This window comes from Shewanella electrodiphila (assembly GCF_023283985.1).
In the GTDB taxonomy this organism is placed as follows: domain Bacteria; phylum Pseudomonadota; class Gammaproteobacteria; order Enterobacterales; family Shewanellaceae; genus Shewanella; species Shewanella electrodiphila.
The window spans coordinates 182,630-202,884 of record NZ_JAKIKU010000005.1 but is presented as its reverse complement, the minus strand read 5'-3'; the positions used below and the strand labels follow the sequence as shown (position 1 = coordinate 202,884).

Here is a 20,255-nt window from a genome sequence, read left to right as displayed (position 1 = left end):
CCGCAAATAAAGGCTGTGATGATTTGTTCACTTTACAATTGTCTGATATAAATAGATTAATTGAAAAGGAGGATCATCATGGTCACAATTGAGCAAATAATGAGCCCGAGAGTGGTCACCATTGAAATGGATGACCGCATTAGCACAGCAAAAGAAATATTTGATAATGTGCCTTTTCATCATTTAGTGGTGCTTGATGAAAACAAAACCATTTCAGGCATTTTAGCCCGTACTGATTTGCTCAATGCTCTCAGCCCTAATTTAGGCACAGCAGCAGAGCTCACCAGAGACATTGAGACCCTCAATAAACGCGTTCATCAGGTGATGGCCCATGGGCCAATTACTATTACCCCGTCATTAGATATCCAAAGTGCATCGCAATTAATGCTTAGTAAAGGCATTACCTGTTTCCCTGTTCTACAAGATGATGAGTTAGTTGGGATCGTCAGCTGGCGAGACTTGCTTGGACACTATTGCGGCTTGGTAAAAGTGGATAGCAATAAGGCCGAGAATTAAACTTAAGCCTATGATTTTAAGAAGTTAAATATAGTGTCGCCATCAAAAGTTAGATACTTTGTCTACTAGTTCAAAAGTAAGTTTTGTCAATTAAAAATAATTAAAATAAAATCTTTAATCTCAACAAACACATACCGATCGATTCAAAAAAACTTCATTTTTCTCGCTGGAAAACGTCACATTTGTCTGCTTACCTTAAGGTAGGTTCACAAGCCAAGGAGATGTTTATGACGAGTTTCAAATATCAATTAAATCAGGAAAAGATTGAATTGCTGGCTAGTGACTGGATCGGATTAGAACGTGTTTTAGTTAATGACAAAATCGTGTCGACTAAGGTTAACTTTGGACAACGTAGTACCCATAAAATTGAACTTAAAAGCGGTAAACCCTGTCGATTACAATTACTTATTGACCCTCAAACAGAACAACTTACCTGTCGGCTTTATAAGCAAAATCAGTTGATCGCAAGCTTGAAGCAAGGAAAACAGAGCTTATTGAGTAGCAAAACGTTTTTTGAAGCCACGATGATGCTCGCATGTATGAGTAGCCTAGGGCTTTATTGGATCAGTTAACTTAGCGATTTCATTTAATATGTTTTAAATAACAGGCTGCTCTTGCAGCCTGTTTTTATTCACATTCAAATAGTTTGTTATTCTCGACACAAATCAATTGCGAAGACTGATAATTACCACTGCCTGCAGTCACAGTGGTTATTTTCACTTTTTGTACTTGATCAGTATCCTCCATGACTCCAACGTTAAGAATGGTGCCATCTCTTGGTATAACAATCCCTTGGGTAAAGTCACCTACATATAAATCTTTAAACAATTTAATGGTAATCGAGCCAATTGAGCGAGGTTCAATTCGCCCCTCTGCAATCACTAAACTTTGGCCATTACTAAACTCAAATGACTGAATATACGTACCATCATTTGATGTGGTTAGTTCAAACGTTTCGTGTGCTTGCACGCTAGTCATCAACATTGAAAAACTGGCTACTGCCACTAGTTTTATCATTAAAGCCTTCATTTTCATTACCTACTCGCTCAGCTGTTAGCTCGATTAATATAATCATTATGCAAACTGCGTTAATTTGCGAGTTTTTATCCAAAACAACATCATTTTACATTTTCTATAATGGCGAAACTCTAGAAACTCTCGAAACAAAAAAAGGCTACCAATTGGTAGCCTTAACGCGTTAATGAGTAAAACACGACTCATTAAGAAACCGCTTAAACCTTAGAACACCCGAGCAACAAGGCCCTTAAGGTAAAACCCTTCTGGAAATGCACTGCCAATGGGATGATCGCTAGCTTGGCTTAAACGATCAATAAACTGCACATCACGTTTCGCATCCAGCGCAGCATCAGCAACAACCTTTTGGAATAAATCGGCAGCCATTAACCCTGAACAAGAGAAGGTCAGTAAGGTTCCACCAGGATTAAGCAGTTGCATTGCAATCATATTAATATCTTTATAACCACGGCACGCGCCATTTAACTGCGCCTTGTTATCGGCAAACTTAGGTGGGTCTAGAACGATAACATCAAATGTTTTACCTTCATCACGATACTGTCGTAATAGCTTGAACACATCAGCTTCATGGTAATTAACATGCTCATCACTAAACCCATTAATTTCCATGTTTAAACGGGCAGTATCTAACGCTAATTTTGATACATCGACATTTTCGATGCTGGCCGCGCCGCCTTTGGCTGCGTATAAGCCAAATGTGCCTGTATAACAAAAACAGTTTAATACCGACTTGCCTTTAACAAAACGCGCTGCAATTGCACGATTGTCACGTTGATCTAAATAAAAACCTGTTTTATGGCCTTTAGTCACATCCACTGAAATCTTGATACCATTTTCTTCTATCACTACAGGCATTTCAGGCAACTCGCCATGAAGCAAACCAGTGACAGGCTTCAGCCCTTCTTTCTTACGAGAGTCCACATCTGAGCGCTCATAAATAGCACAATCAGGGTATAACTCAGCTAAGACCTCAACTAAGGTGTCACGCCAGAAGTCAGCACCAGTGCTTAATAATTGACACACTAATACATTGGCATACTTATCGATGGTGATGCCTGGCAGTCCATCAGATTCTGCAGCAATCAGTCGATAACCCGTTAGCCCTTGTTCGGCAATAAGCGCTTCTCGACCCGCTTGTGCACGCTGAATGCGTCGAGTAAAGAAGTCTTTATCGATTTGCTCTTCTTTATCAAATGTCCAAACTCGTACTTGAATTTGCGATTCTGGCGACCATGCACCACGGCCTAACCAATGACCATCATGTGCAACAACATCAACCGTTTCACCTGCTTGCGGCTTACCTTTAATGTTATGTATACCACTAGCAAATACCCAAGGATGTTTACGTTCGAGTGATTTTTCACGCTTGGGTCTAAGCTTGATTCTGATTGCCATGATGCTGCCTTTTTAAATTTGGGATCGCGATGATAAGGATCCTAACAGGGGAACGCAAGTTACAACACTCAATTATAGAGGTTTTCCCTCATTAGCAAATGAACTTAGTGCAACCACAGCGCCTGTTGAGCACATCTTGTCTATCGGCAAACAAAAACGCCATTTAACTATATTAAATAGCGTTTTATTTAGGGTGAAGCATTTACTTGATCTCACTTTTCAAATGTCATCTTTTAAATGTCACCTTTCATAACGACATTTTTATAACGTCCACTTTATAACGTCCACTTTATAACGACATCTTTATAACGACATCTTTATAACGACATCTTAAAACATTGTTTGCCCAATGATATTAATCACAATAAGTGCCATTTCATATAAAATAACATGGAGTAATAATAAAATATAAATAAGCTGCAAAAAAATCACTAATAAACGTTCAAGGCCAGCATAATAAATATAAGTCTACATCAGTATTTAAATCATCTACATTGAATAGCAACTAAAATCATAAGCTATTTGTTTAAAAGTAACAGTGTAAATAATTGAGACTGACTTAATAAAGTAATATCTTGATGCTGTTGACCATCTATCGTTAATGATAAAACTGGGTTTTGTAAAAAATCTTTAGCATCATCAGCTGAATATAATTCTGGTAATTCTAGGTGATATTTTTCATTCCCTGACACATCTAACTTTAAGTACAAGGGCTGTGACTTAACCCAATGCCCAGAGTCATCAGCGTTATCTTGGAACAAGTCGCTGTAGCTAACTTCGATTAACTGTTCGCCAGTGCCTAAGTCGACTTCACGTTCAAACTCAATCACAACACCATTGACACTATCAACATCAAGGTCGTCATGGAAGGTTATGCTAGAAGATTGCGCAGCAAAACTTGTCAATAATAATCCGAGTGCTGCCGATAATGTAAGTTTAGTATTCATGTTAAGCTCCAATTTAATCTCATGTATTCCGTAAAACACTTCATTTCATACCACACGAATAATTAGACCTTCGATAAACAATAAAAATTTCAAAAACAATTGAATTATTTTTATTTAAAAATAAATAATCATTTAAAATCAGCCACTTTATTTCTAAAAAGAATAATTAACTGTGACAATATTTAAAATCAACTTACTTTCTTTGATTTAATACACAGAACCTTAACGTTTTATTCTTTATAGTTAATAAACTAATAATAACATTAATGATAAACTGGAAGCTTCATCGATGAGTCAAGTTGGCAAAAGAAAAATTTTGTGCGTACATTGCGAAATGGAACGAGTCGAACTATTGAAAATTTGTCACTGCCAAAACAGTATAAAAACAAAACAGAAAAGGAATGTGAACGCTGTTACTGCCATTTCATTATTTGCATTGAGTGTCTTAATGATTGTGCTTTCATCGACTTTTTGGTTATCAATAATGACTAACCTAGATGTCTATTCTTTTCATTACGAAACAACACATGGCAAGGTTATAAACTTGTTTGCTGGTTGGGTTTTCTTTACCGGATGGTATGGTCTGTTGATTACCCTACCTAAAATAATGTTTCAAATAAAAAAAGCATAAATACCAAAGTTTCAAGACATCAGGCAGGGTACAAACCTACTATCTAGCAAGTATAATTTTTAGTCGATTTACATGTTTGATTAAACGCCTGAATAATCAGGAACAATTAATGGTTCAATTCCATACGCACACTTTTTTTGTCAAAATATGCTTTTAAAAAGTCTAATAAAAGTCTTATCTTTTTAGAATCTGCAGCGCCAGGCGGAAACACCGCATAAATATTAATATCACTGAATTGATAATCATCTAATACTGACTCTAAGGTTCCCTGTTTGATTTTGGGTAAAGCATCATAAGTTGGGATCCGGCCAATACCATGGCCCCCTTCAACAAACGCGGTTCGTGCTGATGCATTATTGGTGCTAATACTGCCCTTCATTTCGATGCTAAAAGAGCGGCTACCTTTTTTAAGCTCAAGCACTTTTTTTAACGGTTTATAAATAACCCAATCGTGAACACTTAAGTCACTGGGTGATTTAGGCCTACCGTGTTTATTAAAATATTCAGGCGAGCCACATAAACACGTTTGCAGTACAGACAATTTAGTTGCCTGTAATGTCGAATCCACCAGAGGTGCACCACGAATTGCGATATCGATACCTTGATTAATAATATTCACGATATCATCTGTTAACATGACATCCAGTTCAATCTTTGGGTACATACGTTTAAATTCATTCAGTGCAGGCACAATGTTCTCAAGCCCAGCATTAACCGGACAAGTCATTCTTATCAAACCCATTGGTTCGCTTTTCATATTTTCAATTTGCTTATTCGCCGAATAAGCTTGTTCTGCAATAACCTTACAGGATTGATAATAGGCTTGCCCTTCTTCGGTCAAACTAATACTTCTTGTTGAACGATTGAGTAACTTAACTTGCAGGTGCGCTTCTAGTTTTTTGAGGTGGTAACTCACTACAGCACGAGACAGTCCGATATGTTTAGCGGCGCCACTTAAACTCCCTTGTTCCACTACTTGTGAAAACACCACCATACTTTTGAGCTGTTCAAAAGAAACATTCACCGTCAAATTCCTCCTATCGCAAATAACCCTATTATGAGCTTAACGTTAACTTAATCAATTCATTGTATCAATAATTTAAACAATGAAGTCAAATTACTCTGCATTGTCAGATATTAATCTCGTTTATATAATGGCTTCAATATTACGGCACGTGCAAAACCCAATGCTTTGCCAGAACAGTTAAACAAGGACTTCCCATGACTCAAGTAACTAAAAACGTATTAATGGTATTAACTTCTCATGATGCTTTAGGCGACACAGGTAAAAAGACTGGTTTTTGGATTGAGGAGTTTGCAGCGCCTTACTTTGTTTTTAAAGATGCTGGTTTTAATATTACTCTAGCTTCACCAGCAGGTGGCCAACCACCCATTGACCCAAGTAGTGAGCTAGAAGATTTTCAAACTGATGACACTCGCCGTTTTGATAATGACAAAGAAGCACAAGCTCTATTAGCAAACACACAGATGTTAGAGACAGTTAACGTTGATGATTTCGATGGTGTATTTTACCCTGGTGGTCACGGTCCATTATGGGATTTAACCGACAACAAAACATCAATTGAGTTAATTGAGCAGTTCATTAGCCAAAACAAACCGGTAGCAGCGGTATGTCACGCAACTGCAGCACTGTTAAATGCTAAAAACAGCGATGGCACTATGTTAGTTGCAGGTAAAGCTGTCACAGGATTCAGCAACACAGAAGAAGATGCCGTGCAATTAACAAGTGTGGTGCCTTTCTTGCTTGAAGATGAATTACAAAAACGTGACGCAGATTACCAAAAAGTCGCTGACTGGCATGCGTTTTCAGTTCAAGATGGTTTAGTGATTACTGGTCAGAACCCTGCAAGTTCATCAATAACTGCACAAAAGTTAGCATCACACATAAACGCTTAATAAAGATTATTATTGATACTAGGACATTCTCATGCTTAATTTTTCATTTCAAAACAATACAAAAATCTTATTTGGTGAAAATCAAATCAGTGCTATTAGCCAAGAAATCCCAGCTGATGCAAAAGTACTTATGGTTTATGGCGGTGGTTCAATTAAATCAAATGGTGTTTATGATCAGGTTAAGCTGGCACTAAAAGACCACACTTGGTTTGAATTTTCTGGTGTAGAACCAAATCCTCAATACGATACGTTAATGAAAGCGCAAGCTGTCATTGAAGCTGAAAACATCGACTACATTCTTGCAGTAGGTGGTGGTTCAGTTGTTGATGGGGTTAAATTTATTGCTGCGGCAGCTAAATTTGATGGTCAAGATCCTTGGGATATTGTCGCAAAAGGCGCCAAAGTTGAACAGGCATTACCTATAGGAGCAGTTTTAACCCTTCCTGCAACAGGTTCTGAGTCCAATGGTGGCTCTGTGATTACTCGTGACGGTAACAAATTACCATTTGGTAGCCCATTAGTGCGTCCATTATTTGCAGTATTAGACCCTTCTGTGACTTTGTCTTTATCGGATCGTCAAATTGGTAATGGTGTTGTAGATGCTTATATCCATATTATGGAACAATACTTAACCTTCGACGTTAATGGTAAAGTTCAAGACCGCTTCAGCGAAGGTTTACTGCAGACATTAATTGAAGAAGGTCCAAAAGCACTAGCAGCTGAGACTAAAGAAGATTTAGCAGTTAGAGCCAACATCATGTGGTCAGCAACCATGGCATTGAACGGTTTAATTGGTGCGGGTGTCCCACAAGATTGGTCAACCCATATGATTGGACATGAATTAACAGCCAGCCACGGTATTGACCATGCACGTACTTTATCAATTGTACTGCCAGCGGTTATGAAAGTTCGTCGCGAGCAAAAACATGCCAAATTAGTTCAATATGCTGAGCGTGTATTTGGTATCACAACCGGTAGCGATGAGCAGAAAATTGATCAAGCGATTATCGCCACTGAAAACTTCTTTAAGTTGATGCAGGTACCAACACGTTTAAGTGATATTGATGTGGGTGCGGAGCAAGTTGATATCTTAGTGTCTGCTCTTGAAAAGCATGGCATGACAAAATTAGGTGAACATGGCGATATCGATTTAGCAGTAAGCCGTGAAATTTTAACCACCGCTTTGTAATTCAAGTTAATCACTGAGTCCCACCAGCTTATACTTTATCAACCTAGGTTTTTGGTTTGAATAAGTATAAGCGAATACAAAGGCTAGCATCGTGCTAGCCTTTTCTATTCTCGCCAAACCACGCTTAACCTGCCCGATTAAATTGTGATCCAGTGCCTAAAATCGTAATTTATTCATCAATTGTTGAATATTGAAGAATTAATTAGCTTAGCGATATAACCACATTAGCTTACTATATTCTACACTTGAAGAATTACACATTACCTCAGCATTACCATGGCCACGATTAAAAAGTCAGCAGGAAGACCATTAACCCAAATGGACAAACGCAGCGCCTTAATTGATGCCGCAAGAGTGCTATTTGTAGAAAGCGATTATGAAAAAGTGTCAGTTCGCGCCATTGCTCAACAAGCAGGTGTTGATGCAAGCCTTATTCGCTACTACTTTCAGTCTAAAATGGGGTTATTCAGTGAAATGGTTAAAGAGACCCTTGCACCAATGTTCGACAAAATTGTGCAAACAAACAAGCAATATGCCGCAAGCTCCCCTGAAGAAATTCTCACGACATATTATTCAATAATGAGTCAAAATCCGGATTTCCCGAAACTTATTTATCGCACCGCGAACCTATCGCCTACAGACAGTAATCGAGAGTTGCAGGCCAATTTATTGGATCTGTTTCCAGCAACGCGAATGACAGTATTTGATCAACTCAAACAGGCGGATATTCTCAGACCCGAAGTTGACATTATGTGCGCCAAAATGAGCTTTGTCAGTTTGTTGGTTTTTCCTTTTTTAATGCCTGAATTGTTTAAACAAGCAATAGGTATTGAAAGCAGCCCCGAATTTTTACAAAAGCTTGCTAAACACAATGCAAGGCTTTTACGTCATGGGCTCATTGCCGATGAATTTCAACCAAGCCAGGACCGCTAAACATGACTAGCTTAAAAAGACGTTACGTATTTCCCGGAATAGCAGCCGGTTTTATGATTTTATTTGCCGCCATTGCGCTGCGTTCATCGCCTGAACTAGAAGCAGGTCACGATAAGTCACGGTTAGTGGAAGTGATAAGCCTAGATAAACAGCTAAGTATGCCTGTGATCAAAGCCTACGGCCGAGTCGCCCCTAAACACAGCTGGCAAGGCATCGCTGAAGTCGGTGGCAAAATCATTTATCGTCACCCAGAATTAGAAACTGGTCGATTAATTAAAGCGGACACCTTAGTGCTGGTCATCGACCCACTCGAATATGAATTAAAGCTCGCCCAAGCAGAAGCAAACTATAACGGCGCTCAGGCGCAATTAGTTCAGCTTAATCAACAAGAAATCAATTTAAAAACTAGTCTAGAAATTGAACAGCAAAAATTGACCTTAGTGGATCAAGAATACCAACGTAAAAAAGCCCTTAACACCAAAAACTTGATTTCAAAATCTGAATTAGAAACCCAGAAACAAGCATTATTAGCCCAGCGAAATCTAGTTCAAGATTTGAACAGCAGCTTAAGTTTGCTGCCAGATGATCGCAAAGTCACGCAGGCTCAAGTTAAAGTCAATCAGGCCTTATTAAATGATGCCCAGCGACAATTGGATAATACCCAGTTTACCTTGCCATTTGATGCTCGTATCGCCGAAGTGAATATCGAACGAGCTCAAGCAGTATCAAGTGGTGCAGTGCTATTTGAAGCGCATCAGTTAGGCGCGGTTGAAATCAAAGCTGAGTTATCATTGCAAGATGCTGAAACCTTAATTACCAGCATCTCTGATATTCCAAGAGACAGCGCATCATTACCGTCAATTGAGCGAGTAAACTTTAACAGCCATGTTGAAATCAACATGGGCAAAAATCATCATCAATGGCAAGCCAAGTTAACCCGTATAGCAGACACGATTAACCCTGATCAGGCTACTATCGGTTTTTATCTTGAGGTTGAACAAGACTTTAACGACATGAACTTAGTTAAGCGTCCACCGTTAACTAATGGCATGTTTGTAACAGCCTACATCAATGGTTACTCATCAAATCAGTTTGTGATCCCTGAAAAAGCACTGCACGGCGATAAAATTTATCTGATGGATAACGAAGGCAAACTGCAAATCAAATCGGTTGATGTGGTGTATCGGACTAAAAATGGCGTTGCCATAGCCAGTCAAACTGGTGAGCCTGCGTTAAAAAATAGCGACCAAGTCGTGACCAACGACTTAATTCCTGCCATTGCAGGTATGAGTCTTAAAATTGCAGGTTCCAAGACAAGTGACACACAAATGAGTGACGAAAAAGATAATGGGGAGAACAATCAGTGATTAACTTTTTCACTCGCCACCCCACCATCGCTAACTTGATGATGTTGGCATTTTTTGTTGTTGGCTTAAGCAGCATCGGTAAAATTAAACGCGAGACCTTCCCTGAATTTAGCCCGCCCTACATTATCGCCAGTGTAGTTTACCCCGGCGCATCGCCAGCTGAAGTGGAAGAAAGCCTGTGTTTACGCATGGAAGATGCCATTGATGGTTTAAGCGATATTGAAGAAACGAAATGTGATGCCCAAGAAGGTTTTGCTTCGTTAACGGTTAAGTTAACAGGCTCTGCTGATATGGGGCGCAGTTTAGTGGATATTCAAACCGAAATTAACGCCATAAAAGATTTTCCATCGCAAATCGATCCACCTACAGTTAAAGAGCTTGATTGGGCTGAACCTGTGGTCGATATCGCCATTGCTGCTGATGCCAGTTTACCGCATTTAAAATCATACGCAGAAGATTTAAAAAGACGGCTGAAAATTGATGCGGGAGTTAATTTAGTCACAGTATCTGGCTTTTCTGACCACCAAATACGGGTTGAGCTTAATGAAGCAGATATTAGACGTTTGGGGCTCACGGTCGCTGAAGTAGCAGACAAAGTCGGACGCCAAAATGTACAAATGCCTGCCGGTAGCGTGGAGTTATCAGATAAAAACCTATTGATTCGTTTTGATGAACGCCGCATCACGCCTGAAAATTTGGGCAAAATCATTGTCTCTTCAAACCCTGAAGGCGGCGTCGTCAGATTACGTGACATAGCCAAGATAGAAGACTTATTTGAACTTGAAGAAGAACACACCATTTTTAATGGTAAAGCCGCTGCGGTACTTAAAATACAAAAGAACAAAGCTGATGATGCGCTTAGAATTAAAGCCAGAGTCACTGAGTTTGTCGCCCAAGAGCAACTCGTCGCCCCGGATGGCGTAACATTGACCTTAACCAATGATATGTCATCACTGTTGCAAGACAGGCTGTCTATGCTGCTTAAAAATGGCTGGCAGGGGATCATTTTGGTGTTCTTCTCAATGTGGCTATTTTTCTCGTTGCGCTATTCATTCTGGGTCTCTGCAGGTTTACCCGTCGCCTTTATGGGTGGCCTATTCTTAATGTGGGTATTTGGGGTATCCATTAACATCATGAGCCTTGTTGGTTTATTGATGGCCATTGGTATCATGATGGATGACGCCATTGTGATTGCAGAGTCTGTTGCAGCCCATGTCGAAAAAGGTTTGCCCGTTAATGAAGCGGTCACCCAAGGAGTCAAAAAAGTCGCTCCAGGTGTATTTTCATCCTTTTTAACCACGGTATTTATTTTCGGCAGTTTATTGTGGCTCGATGGGCAAATGGGCGATGTATTATCCGTGGTGCCACTTGTATTGATTATGGTGCTGAGTGTCAGCCTTATCGAAGCATTTTTAATTCTTCCAAATCACTTAAGTCATTCTCTTAAATCACAAAAGAAAGAGAAGCCGCCTCTTAAATTTAAAAAAGTATTCTTAGAAAAATTCGAATACTTTCGTAATAACACCCTAGTGGATGCCGTAACCTTTGTGGTGAAATGGCGCTACGCCAGTCTTGGCGCGACTTTAGGCTTACTGTTTATCTCTGTGGCTTTAGTCGCAGGTGGCGCGGTTAAGTTTGTTGGGTTTCCAGAGCTTGACGGAGATATCGCTGAAGCGCGGATTATTTTGCCGCCGGGCTCAACACTAGATCAAACCAAGCTAGTGGTTGAAAAACTCGTCGCCAGTGCGAATAAAGTCGGTGCCAAATACACAGAGAAAAATCAAGAAGACGCGGATCTCATTCGCTATATCACCGAGCAATACAATATGAATGCTGATGCCGGAGAATCAGGACCGCATGTTGCAACCGTGAGATTAGATTTATTATCAGCCGAAACCCGTGAAACCTTAATTGACAATTTCATCGAAGATTGGCGTATCGAAAGTGGTGATATTGCCACGCCGATTTCGTTAGTATTTAAACAACCTTCAATGGGGCCTGCTGGGCGCGATGTGGAAGTACGCTTACAACATGATGACCTTGAAACCTTAAAGATGGCCTCGGTTGATTTACAGTCCTATTTAAGTCAGTTCTCGGGTGTTAATGGCATTTTAGATGACATGAGGCCGGGTAAAGAAGAAGTCTTAGTTAAGCTTAGAGATGGCGCAGAAAACTACGGCGTAGATGGCGAAATGATTGCATCGCAATTGCGCGCCGCCTACTTTGGTCAAACCGCCGACGATGTACAAGCTGGCCCAGAAAATATTGAGATTCAGGTACGCCTCAATAAACAACAAGCGGGTGATTTGCAAGCATTGGCTAATTTCCCAATTATGTTGGGCGATGGCAACCAACTGCCGCTCAGCGCGGTAGCAACCCTTGATTACGAGCGTTCATACGTGCGTATTCAACGTATTGAAAGTCAACGCACAGTGACTGTGATGGCAGATATCGACAATACTAAAGCCAATGGCAGTGAAATTGTAGGTAAAGTGAGAACTGAATTTGCTAATGAGCTTCGTGAAAAATACCCAGGGATCAAAGTAGATTATGAAGGCGCTGCAAAAGAAACGGCTAAAACTGGCGCTTCGTTTATGCAAGGCTTCATCATTGGTCTATTTGGCTTATTTGCGATTTTAAGCTTTCAGTTTAGAAGTTATTTAGAGCCATTCGTTGTCATGCTAGCCATTCCTTTAGCATTAATCGGCGTATTCTGGGGCCATTTGCTCACAGGCCATAGCCTGTCGATGCCATCAATATTAGGCTTTGTCTCTCTTGCGGGGATTGTGGTTAACGACTCTATTTTGTTGGTGCAATACATTCGCCATCACGTAGACATAGGCGATAACATTCAAGAAGCAGTCGTTAAAGCCAGTCGCGATCGTTTCAGAGCGGTATTCCTGACGTCTTTAACCACCGCAGCAGGCTTATTACCATTGTTAATGGAAACCTCATTACAGGCGCAAGTAGTTAAGCCCATTGTCATCTCAATTGTGTTTGGTATTTTCACTTCAACATTATTAGTGCTGTTTATCATCCCGAGTGCTTATGCAGTACTGGCAGATTTTAATCTAGTACATAAACATGAAGACTTAGAAGCATAAGATATCAGCTAGTATCAATTATATTGGTCACTGTAACTCAAGGCAGAGTTAGCTTTCTGTAAAACGAATAAAGGCCGTTAATGAAATCATTATCGGCCTTTATTTTTATGCATTTACTGTCTTTCTAAGATAAAAATGTATTTCACGACTAGTTGAGAGTTAAACACTAATTACTATTGATTAATCTTGTTTAGAAGCTGTAACAAGGTTTGTTGTTCTTGCTCATCTAACCGTGCAAGGCACTTTTGATTAACCCACTCAGCTTCGTGAATTAGGTCTTGCTCTAACGCCTTTCCTGCATCGGTTAAAAATATTTGAAAAGCACGGCGATTATCAGACTCCTGATGACGGGTAATGTAGCCTTGGACCTGAAGCTGATCTAACAGACGAGTCATAGTGTAGTTGGCGACATCACAAAGCTTAGATAACTCTGTTTGACTGATGCCCTCTTCTTGCCATAAAGAAAATAGAACTGGCCAGAGTTTAATGTCCAGGTCATAACGCTTAAGGCGCTGATCAAGCTCATTTTGCAGCATGATATTAAGGTGAGATACTTGATAATAAAGACTTTCATAACGTTTCATAAACCGCTCCTACATGCTCATCAACCCTTAGCTACTGGTCTTATAACGAATCAAGCTAAGAATACGACTGTTGAGTTGTACTTTAGATTACTATCATATAAACAGGTTATCATTCAATACAGGATCTAGTACGTATAAGACCGTAATTTTAGTCAGTCTGTTACAAATTGATTAATATATCGGTAGTAACAAGCACGGCCTAATCCCGCTTTAACGCCCCTTTCTATATTTATTTCAATGGCATCTTCTAACAACGCCACTTCAGATATATTAGCTATAGCATGCTCAGTACCAATACTACTAATGAATGTTAATCCATCTTTATCGTCTAGCTGGTAATCAACTAACACAATTGCGTGTCGTTTAACCGTGACTTTGACTTTTTCTACTGGCGTTATCAGAAAGTATTCGCCATTAATACAATTAAGGACACTAGCAAATAACTTAGCAAATTTGGCTGGTAATGGGCTATCAAGGTAAAACCACTCACCTTCACTATTAATATCAAACACGGGCGTTTCACTGCATAGCGGTGCAGATTCATCAGTATTTGATTTGGAGTGTAAATGCGTTTGAGTTTTTGATTGGGTTAAGCTGAGTTGTTTTAGCTGTGCCGAAACACTGATAGCATTTTTCGAGGCGGTTTTTGTCATCTATCAACTCCCTTTTGATACCACTGTATGTCGTTATTTAGCGGCAACAATAACTGGCGCGAAGGATTAAAAAGTAACTCGCACCAGTCATGTCTAAAGCTTATTCGACTTTCATTATTAGCTTCGTTATTAGCTTCGTTATTGAGCTTCGTTAGCTGCCTTTAGTAACTGTAGTAAAGCTTCAATGGGGTGCTTAGGTTTAAAGCCTGCAAAACGTTTAACTTGGCTGCGACAAGAATAACCAGACACTAATACTTGGGTTTTATCGTCAATGCCATCTAATGTCGGCTGCCATGACATAGCAAAGAGCTTGCTAGAGCGGCCAAGGTTATCTTGTTCGTGACCATAAGTGCCCGCCATACCGCAACAACCGACGTTAATCACATCAAAATTGGCACCAAAGTGACTAAACACCTTTTTCCATTCTGATGGCGTGGCTGGTTTAGCAGTTGATTCTGTGCAATGACTGAACCAACTGAATTTCTGCTCTGTTTGTGCAAGTTGTGGTAAGCCTTTAATGGCATCTGTTAGCCATTCATTGGCCAATAGGACTTCAAAGTTACCACGCTTGTCACCTAATACTTCTTTGTATTCGTCGCGGTAACACAAGACTAACGCGGGATCTAACCCCACCATCGGCATATTTAAGCCATGAACTTGATTTAAAAAGTCTGCGCTAGACTGCGCAGTTTTAGCAAATTTATCTAAAAATCCCTTAATATGAGTCGGTTTACCATTAGGCTTAAACGGCAATAATACGGGTTTAAGGCCCATTTCTTTAATCAATTGAATAAAGCGGAATACTAACTCTGCATCATAGAAACTATTGAAAGGATCTTGCACCACTAAGACATACTTTTCCCGTTCAGATCCTGGGATCCCTTGTAGCGCTTCTAAATCATAACCACGGCTTTCATGGCCATCTAAACGTTGTTTTAATGTTGGCACTGACAAAGCGGGTGCATCAACATAACCAATTGATTTTTTGATAACCCATTGGCTCAGTTTATTCTGCGAAGCTAAATTGGTGACCTTTGGCATCGCTGCCATCATTGGCAACATATCTTCGATACCCGCGACAAGGTAATCTTTCGCTGGTCGCATATAGCGCTTGTAATAAATATTGAAAAACTGCGCTCTAAACTTGGGTACATCGACCTTAACAGGGCACTGACCAGAACAGGCTTTGCAGGCTAAGCAACCTTTTAAAGATTCCATCACTTCATGGGAATAGTCATAATCTCGGGTGCTGTTAAGGCTATTTTGCGCCCGTTGCATGATGCTTAATGGTTTTGATTTTGCAAGAGCATCAAGATCAACGCCTTCAGCTTCTAATAATCGTAGCCATTCACGCATTAAGCCACTACGGCCTTTGGGTGAGTGAATACGATCGCCAGTCGCTTTAAAAGACGGACACATAAATGAATAACTGCTGTAGTTAAAACACAGACCGTTACCATTACAGTTCATCACATCAGGAAATGCATCTCTGGTTTCAATAGGGATTTGACGATCAAATTTACCGCGTTTAACACTATCTACGTTAAACATCATTGGGCCACTGTTTTTAGGTGCCACCAACTTGCCTGGGTTTAATCTATTTTCAGGGTCGAATAAACCTTTGATGTCTTCAAGCTCACCATAAAGCTCGTCGCCAAATACCGCAGGACCATATTCGCCGCGCACGCCTTTACCGTGCTCGCCCCACATCAAACCACCATATTTAAGCGTCAGCTCGGCCACTTGATCAGATATGGTTTTTAATAATTTTTCGTCAGCCTCATCGCACATATCCAGCGCTGGACGCACATGTAAAACCCCCGCGTCCACATGGCCAAACATGCCATATTTGAGATCATGCCCATCTAATAAGTCGCGAAACTCCATAATAAAATCTGCGAGGTTTTCAGGCGGAACAGCGGTATCTTCAGCAAACGCTAATGGTTTACGGCGTCCCTTTGTTGCACCCAATAGCCCTACCGCTTTTTTACGCATAGCGTAAATTTTATTGATACTCGGTTTATCTGAAGTGATTTGATAGCCAACAACACCCGCCTCTTCATTGGCTAATTGCCTTGCTAAAACGACCTCCAGCTTACCAATACGTTGCTTAACATCATCTTCATCACCAGCAAACTCAACCATGTTGAGTCCTTCAATCACTTTATTAGGCACAGCTTCAATCAGGTGTGACACTGAATGCCAAATGATGTCTTCTCGGGCAAGATTTAACACTTTAGAATCGATGGTTTCTACCACTGTCGCACTTGCGGCAACTAACGATGGTGCATGACGCAGCGCTGATTCAAACGAATCATATTTGATATTCAACATCATCCGCGTATTAGGTAGCGGCGTGATATTCAATTTAGCTTCAGTTAGTACGGCTAAGGTACCTTCTGAGCCTGCTAATATGCGTGATAAATCAAATTGGGTTAAATCATCATTCCACACATGACGCAAATCGTAACCGGTTAAAAAGCGGTTTAAGGCAGGAAATTGCTTAATGATTAATTCACGCTTTTCATGACAACGCTTAGCGATATGGCGAATGATATTTTGAGCAAATGGATTAGGTTCAACTTCTTGAGTTAAGGCAGCATCTGCCTCAATTGGAGCTGTAGTTAATACGCTACCATCAACTAACACACTGGTGAGCCCTAATACATGATCTGAGGTTTTACCATAAACTAAAGAGCCCGCACCAGATGCGTCAGTATTAATCATACCGCCAACGGTGGCGCGGTTTGAAGTTGATAAATCGGGACTAAAAAAGAAACCATGTGGTCTTAGGGCATCATTAAGCGCATCTTTTACCACACCCGCTTGCACTTTAACCCAGCCTTCTTCTGCATTGACTTCAATCACTTGATTCATGTGTCTTGAAACATCAAGGATCAACCCATGAGTTAACGACTGGCCGTTAGTGCCCGTTCCGCCACCACGAGCACTAAAAGTCACTTGCTTATATTGAGGGTCTGACGCCAAATTGAGTACTAATTCGACATCTGTCTGATTAAGGGGATAAATGACTGCTTGTGGTAAAAACTGGTAAACAGAATTATCTGTGGCTTGAATCAGTCTGGCGCTGTAACGCTTATCTATTTCACCGGCAAAAGACGATGCTTCAAGGGCATCTAGAAAACGTAAATAAATAGGCTCTAAAGTTTGATGGTGAGATAGCAACGGCAGCATATTCGACTTCTGTTTATAGTAATTTTGTGATCATTATAAACAAAAATAGAGCCGCTAAGTAGTTGAGTTAAAAATTTTCATTAGAAACATTCAATACAGTAACGACTTAATCATTAATAAAAACAATACACGTAAGCCATTGCTTCATTAGCTAAATGAACAGTTAAAAACTTAAAAAAATAGCCATTAGTTGATTATGTAAGATTCATATTTCTTGAATATGATGATTAACCCTATTTTTCAAATCTAATACAGGTAAATCTCAATTTAATCTGCAGATTTGAAACTTGAGCTCAAAAGCATCCATTACAGGTTAAATAGTGCAGGTATATGGTGCAGGTATATGGTGCAGATTATTCACACTATTACGACTAATTCATATACCCACAGATTGAAAACCATTACAATGCGGCGCTTTTTAATAAACACTCCCACTTACACTCGGATATACACCCCATGAAACTCAGTAAAAGATTGCAGCAATTAGATGATATGGTCTTATCTGGGTACGATCATATTTGGGATTGTTGTTGCGATCATGGATTTCTAGGTGGGGCCTTATTAATGCGCCAAGCTGCGCCAAATATACACTTTGTTGATATCGTTGTTGAGTTAATGAATGAACTAGAGCAAAAATTAGTCCGACTTAATTCAAGCTCAAAGCTTAAGCCCACAGTCCAATCCAACTGGTTTACTCACTGTATAGATGTAGCAAAGCTTCCTTTAGACAAATATTGTGGTAAGCATTTAGTCATTATTGCGGGTGTTGGCGGTGATTTAATCAGTGAATTTATTCAATCGATTCATCACAACTACCCTAAGCTAAATATTGATTTTCTATTGTGTCCTGTTCATCACCAATTTAAATTAAGACAGGCACTTATTTCAATAAATTGTAGTTTGAAAAATGAAGCTCTTATACAAGAAAACCAACGTTTCTATGAAATCATTCACGCCTCAAACCTGCAGCAAGGTGTAGACCGAGAAGATAAAGTCCAACAAAGCGGACAACTACAGCCAGTATCTGCTGTAGGAACACAAATTTGGCAAGCTAACACCGCTGAAAACATTAATGTTAGTCAGCAATATTTACAAAAAATACTCAGTCATTATCAACGTATTCAGTTAGATCCTAACGCCAATGTGCAGCACATCATTGATGCTTATCAATCTGTCGACATTGCTACTCATTAATCAGCTCAGATTATGCTGCTGAGTACATCCCATTTACGCTCAACTAAAATAGTGTCACCGCTAATGTGCTTTATATAATCAAGTGGGTTTACCTGTGACTTTAAGCGTGGAAAGGTATTATTCAAGTATGCTAAATGTGCCTGTTCAGAAGCCCAATAAGTGACGACCACATAGTTTGTTTCTGTAGATGCATTAATGCCTTCATTTTTGCCAGAATCAGTATTCTTATGACGCGCCTCTTCTTGCCACACATCACCACCTAAAAAGCCGGCCTGCTCATGCATACCAGGATTCCAAATTTGCTGTTGATCTCGAATAAACTTTTGCTTGTCTATGACTCCATTGCAGTAGGCAACGCGGATCAAGTTAACTTTAGGAATAATTAGCTGATTACTATTAATAGACATTACATGTTGCTGGCGCTTAACCTGACAGTGAAGGTATGTATCTCCCTGAAGATTATGTTCAATAATGTCATCGTGAACTGATTGCATAAAAGCGGTTAAATGTGCCTGAGACTGCCATAGTGCAATAATGATTGCCCGCTGATATTCTGAGGTTTCATTAGGATTAACCCATCCACCAAATTGTCCTAAAAAACCGTTACAAGTTGCGGTTAGCCCCCATTGGCTTTGACAGTGACTGAACGGGTTGATTTGCGATGGTGTTACCTTACAGCTAATAATTTTAGCTAATGTCATCGTTAATTCCTTTTAAACGAACTTATTAGAGGCTGTTAAATTTTCAAGATTACTTTTCAGCGTGTTTTATCTGAGATAAGTGATAGTCTTAGTGTTAGTAATAGTGAGGTAACTAGCTAGGCACATATTCCATCGAAACTTTATCTATTCCCAATGCGTAAAAATTTTTCACTTTTTTAGTCATAACAAAGCCATACCTTTCAAAAAAGCCTGCTGTATGCTGAGAAGTGTTAATACCGACTTTCAGCTTTGGATATTTGAATTTAATCTTTTCAAGACGTGAGGCTAAAAGAAACGCTCCTGCACCCGTTTTATGATGTGTTTTAGTGATCATTCCATCAACTAATCTCACCATATTATCTTTAAGACAAAATCCACCGCAGCCGATCACTTCATTATTGTGTATCACGATATATCCCCATGATACTTCAAGATGCAAAGTCAGCAAGGCAAATAGTGCCAAGATGCTAGGCATAAAATTGAAGTATAGTTATTCTACATCGATATTTTATAACAACGCAGATTGGTGCTATTTGACTTGCCCTACGGGGCGCAAGCTCGAAAACCGTTGCTTCGAAAACCATTGCTACGTTGTAACCTTTGAAAAGTGAATAACAATTACCTCAGCTTACGCCTTGCATTGTTATTCGAGCTTATGCCTGACAAAGCATCTTGAGGTGACATGGGTATAGTATTCGATTTCAAATACGTCATGATCAAGAAACTTAATAAATTCTCTGAGTTCATCTTTCGCAAAATAAAGACCAATATTACTCTCAAAAGCTTCAATACATTGATGACGGTATTGCTGATCATATGGGATCAGTTCTTTATTCATTGACCTTACCTTCCATGAACTCAGTCAGTTATGTTGCAAAGCGTTCAATCATGCCA

18 protein-coding genes are annotated in these 20,255 nt (G+C 39.8%); 8 read left to right on the top strand and 10 right to left on the bottom strand.

Annotated features, from left to right (window positions below):
* Positions 1 to 78 precede the first annotated feature (78 nt).
* Both L2737_RS11330 and L2737_RS11325 read left to right on the top strand, forming a co-directional pair.
* On the top strand, positions 79 to 516 hold the full coding sequence (locus L2737_RS11330) for a CBS domain-containing protein (RefSeq protein ID WP_248955767.1): 438 nt from the start codon (positions 79 to 81) through the stop codon (positions 514 to 516).
* Positions 517 to 743: 227 nt separating this feature from the next.
* A complete protein-coding gene (locus L2737_RS11325) occupies positions 744 to 1,088 on the top strand; it encodes a hypothetical protein (protein ID WP_102526268.1) in 345 nt (114 codons plus the stop codon).
* A 55-nt stretch (positions 1,089 to 1,143) separates the two neighbouring features.
* Here the strand turns inward: L2737_RS11325 and L2737_RS11320 are convergent, their stop codons facing one another.
* The 4 genes from L2737_RS11320 to L2737_RS11305 all read right to left on the bottom strand — a co-directional run bounded on the left by L2737_RS11320 (position 1,144) and on the right by L2737_RS11305 (position 5,548).
* Positions 1,144 to 1,545: a PliI family lysozyme inhibitor of I-type lysozyme gene (locus L2737_RS11320; RefSeq protein WP_248955766.1), complete on the bottom strand. Its 402-nt coding sequence runs from the start codon at positions 1,543 to 1,545 to the stop codon at positions 1,144 to 1,146.
* Between the two features lie 210 nt (positions 1,546 to 1,755).
* Positions 1,756 to 2,946: a class I SAM-dependent rRNA methyltransferase gene (locus L2737_RS11315; protein ID WP_248955765.1), complete on the bottom strand. Its 1,191-nt coding sequence runs from the start codon at positions 2,944 to 2,946 to the stop codon at positions 1,756 to 1,758.
* A gap of 518 nt (positions 2,947 to 3,464) precedes the next feature.
* Positions 3,465 to 3,893, bottom strand: coding sequence for a DUF2057 family protein (locus tag L2737_RS11310; RefSeq protein WP_102526180.1), 429 nt, complete (start codon positions 3,891 to 3,893; stop codon positions 3,465 to 3,467).
* A 737-nt stretch (positions 3,894 to 4,630) separates the two neighbouring features.
* The gene (locus tag L2737_RS11305; protein ID WP_102528147.1) at positions 4,631 to 5,548 is read right to left on the bottom strand and encodes a LysR family transcriptional regulator; all 918 of its coding nucleotides are present in this window, start codon (positions 5,546 to 5,548) and stop codon (positions 4,631 to 4,633) included.
* Positions 5,549 to 5,745: 197 nt separating this feature from the next.
* On the opposite strand from L2737_RS11305, the gene L2737_RS11300 reads away from it, so the two are divergent.
* The 5 genes from L2737_RS11300 to L2737_RS11280 all read left to right on the top strand — a co-directional run bounded on the left by L2737_RS11300 (position 5,746) and on the right by L2737_RS11280 (position 13,034).
* Positions 5,746 to 6,441: a type 1 glutamine amidotransferase domain-containing protein gene (locus L2737_RS11300; RefSeq protein WP_248955764.1), complete on the top strand. Its 696-nt coding sequence runs from the start codon at positions 5,746 to 5,748 to the stop codon at positions 6,439 to 6,441.
* Between the two features lie 31 nt (positions 6,442 to 6,472).
* Positions 6,473 to 7,630, top strand: a complete 1,158-nt coding sequence (locus tag L2737_RS11295) for an iron-containing alcohol dehydrogenase (protein WP_248955763.1) — start codon at positions 6,473 to 6,475, stop codon at positions 7,628 to 7,630.
* Positions 7,631 to 7,906: 276 nt separating this feature from the next.
* Positions 7,907 to 8,563, top strand: coding sequence for a TetR/AcrR family transcriptional regulator (locus tag L2737_RS11290; protein WP_248955762.1), 657 nt, complete (start codon positions 7,907 to 7,909; stop codon positions 8,561 to 8,563).
* Between the two features lie 2 nt (positions 8,564 to 8,565).
* Positions 8,566 to 9,930, top strand: a complete 1,365-nt coding sequence (locus tag L2737_RS11285; protein ID WP_248955761.1) for an efflux RND transporter periplasmic adaptor subunit — start codon at positions 8,566 to 8,568, stop codon at positions 9,928 to 9,930.
* The gene (locus L2737_RS11280; RefSeq protein WP_248955760.1) at positions 9,927 to 13,034 is read left to right on the top strand and encodes an efflux RND transporter permease subunit; all 3,108 of its coding nucleotides are present in this window, start codon (positions 9,927 to 9,929) and stop codon (positions 13,032 to 13,034) included. Before L2737_RS11285 ends, L2737_RS11280 begins: the two co-directional genes overlap by 4 nt.
* Before the next feature lie 173 nt (positions 13,035 to 13,207).
* On the opposite strand, the gene L2737_RS11275 is transcribed toward L2737_RS11280, so the two are convergent.
* The 3 genes from L2737_RS11275 to ydiJ form a co-directional block, all read right to left on the bottom strand.
* The gene (locus tag L2737_RS11275) at positions 13,208 to 13,618 is read right to left on the bottom strand and encodes a MarR family winged helix-turn-helix transcriptional regulator (protein ID WP_229369644.1); all 411 of its coding nucleotides are present in this window, start codon (positions 13,616 to 13,618) and stop codon (positions 13,208 to 13,210) included.
* 152 nt (positions 13,619 to 13,770) lie between these two features.
* Positions 13,771 to 14,271, bottom strand: coding sequence for a DUF1285 domain-containing protein (locus tag L2737_RS11270; protein WP_248955759.1), 501 nt, complete (start codon positions 14,269 to 14,271; stop codon positions 13,771 to 13,773).
* A gap of 138 nt (positions 14,272 to 14,409) precedes the next feature.
* Entirely contained in the window at positions 14,410 to 17,466 is a 3,057-nt protein-coding gene (ydiJ, locus tag L2737_RS11265) for a D-2-hydroxyglutarate dehydrogenase YdiJ (RefSeq protein ID WP_248955758.1), read from the bottom strand.
* Between the two features lie 456 nt (positions 17,467 to 17,922).
* Here ydiJ and L2737_RS11260 point away from each other — a divergent pair, with 456 nt between their 5' ends.
* On the top strand, positions 17,923 to 18,660 hold the full coding sequence (locus tag L2737_RS11260; protein WP_248955757.1) for a tRNA (adenine(22)-N(1))-methyltransferase: 738 nt from the start codon (positions 17,923 to 17,925) through the stop codon (positions 18,658 to 18,660).
* Between the two features lie 5 nt (positions 18,661 to 18,665).
* Here L2737_RS11260 and L2737_RS11255 read toward each other — a convergent pair whose 3' ends face one another.
* The 3 genes from L2737_RS11255 to L2737_RS11245 all read right to left on the bottom strand — a co-directional run bounded on the left by L2737_RS11255 (position 18,666) and on the right by L2737_RS11245 (position 20,199).
* Positions 18,666 to 19,361 carry a DUF4937 domain-containing protein gene (locus L2737_RS11255; RefSeq protein ID WP_248955756.1) on the bottom strand — a complete coding sequence of 232 codons (696 nt, stop codon included), beginning with the start codon at positions 19,359 to 19,361 and terminating at the stop codon, positions 18,666 to 18,668.
* A gap of 112 nt (positions 19,362 to 19,473) precedes the next feature.
* Entirely contained in the window at positions 19,474 to 19,770 is a 297-nt protein-coding gene (locus L2737_RS11250; RefSeq protein WP_248955755.1) for a GNAT family N-acetyltransferase, read from the bottom strand.
* A gap of 234 nt (positions 19,771 to 20,004) precedes the next feature.
* Positions 20,005 to 20,199 (bottom strand): hypothetical protein, encoded by a 195-nt coding sequence (locus L2737_RS11245; RefSeq protein WP_248955754.1) that lies wholly within the window; start codon positions 20,197 to 20,199, stop codon positions 20,005 to 20,007.
* Positions 20,200 to 20,255: the final 56 nt, after the last annotated feature.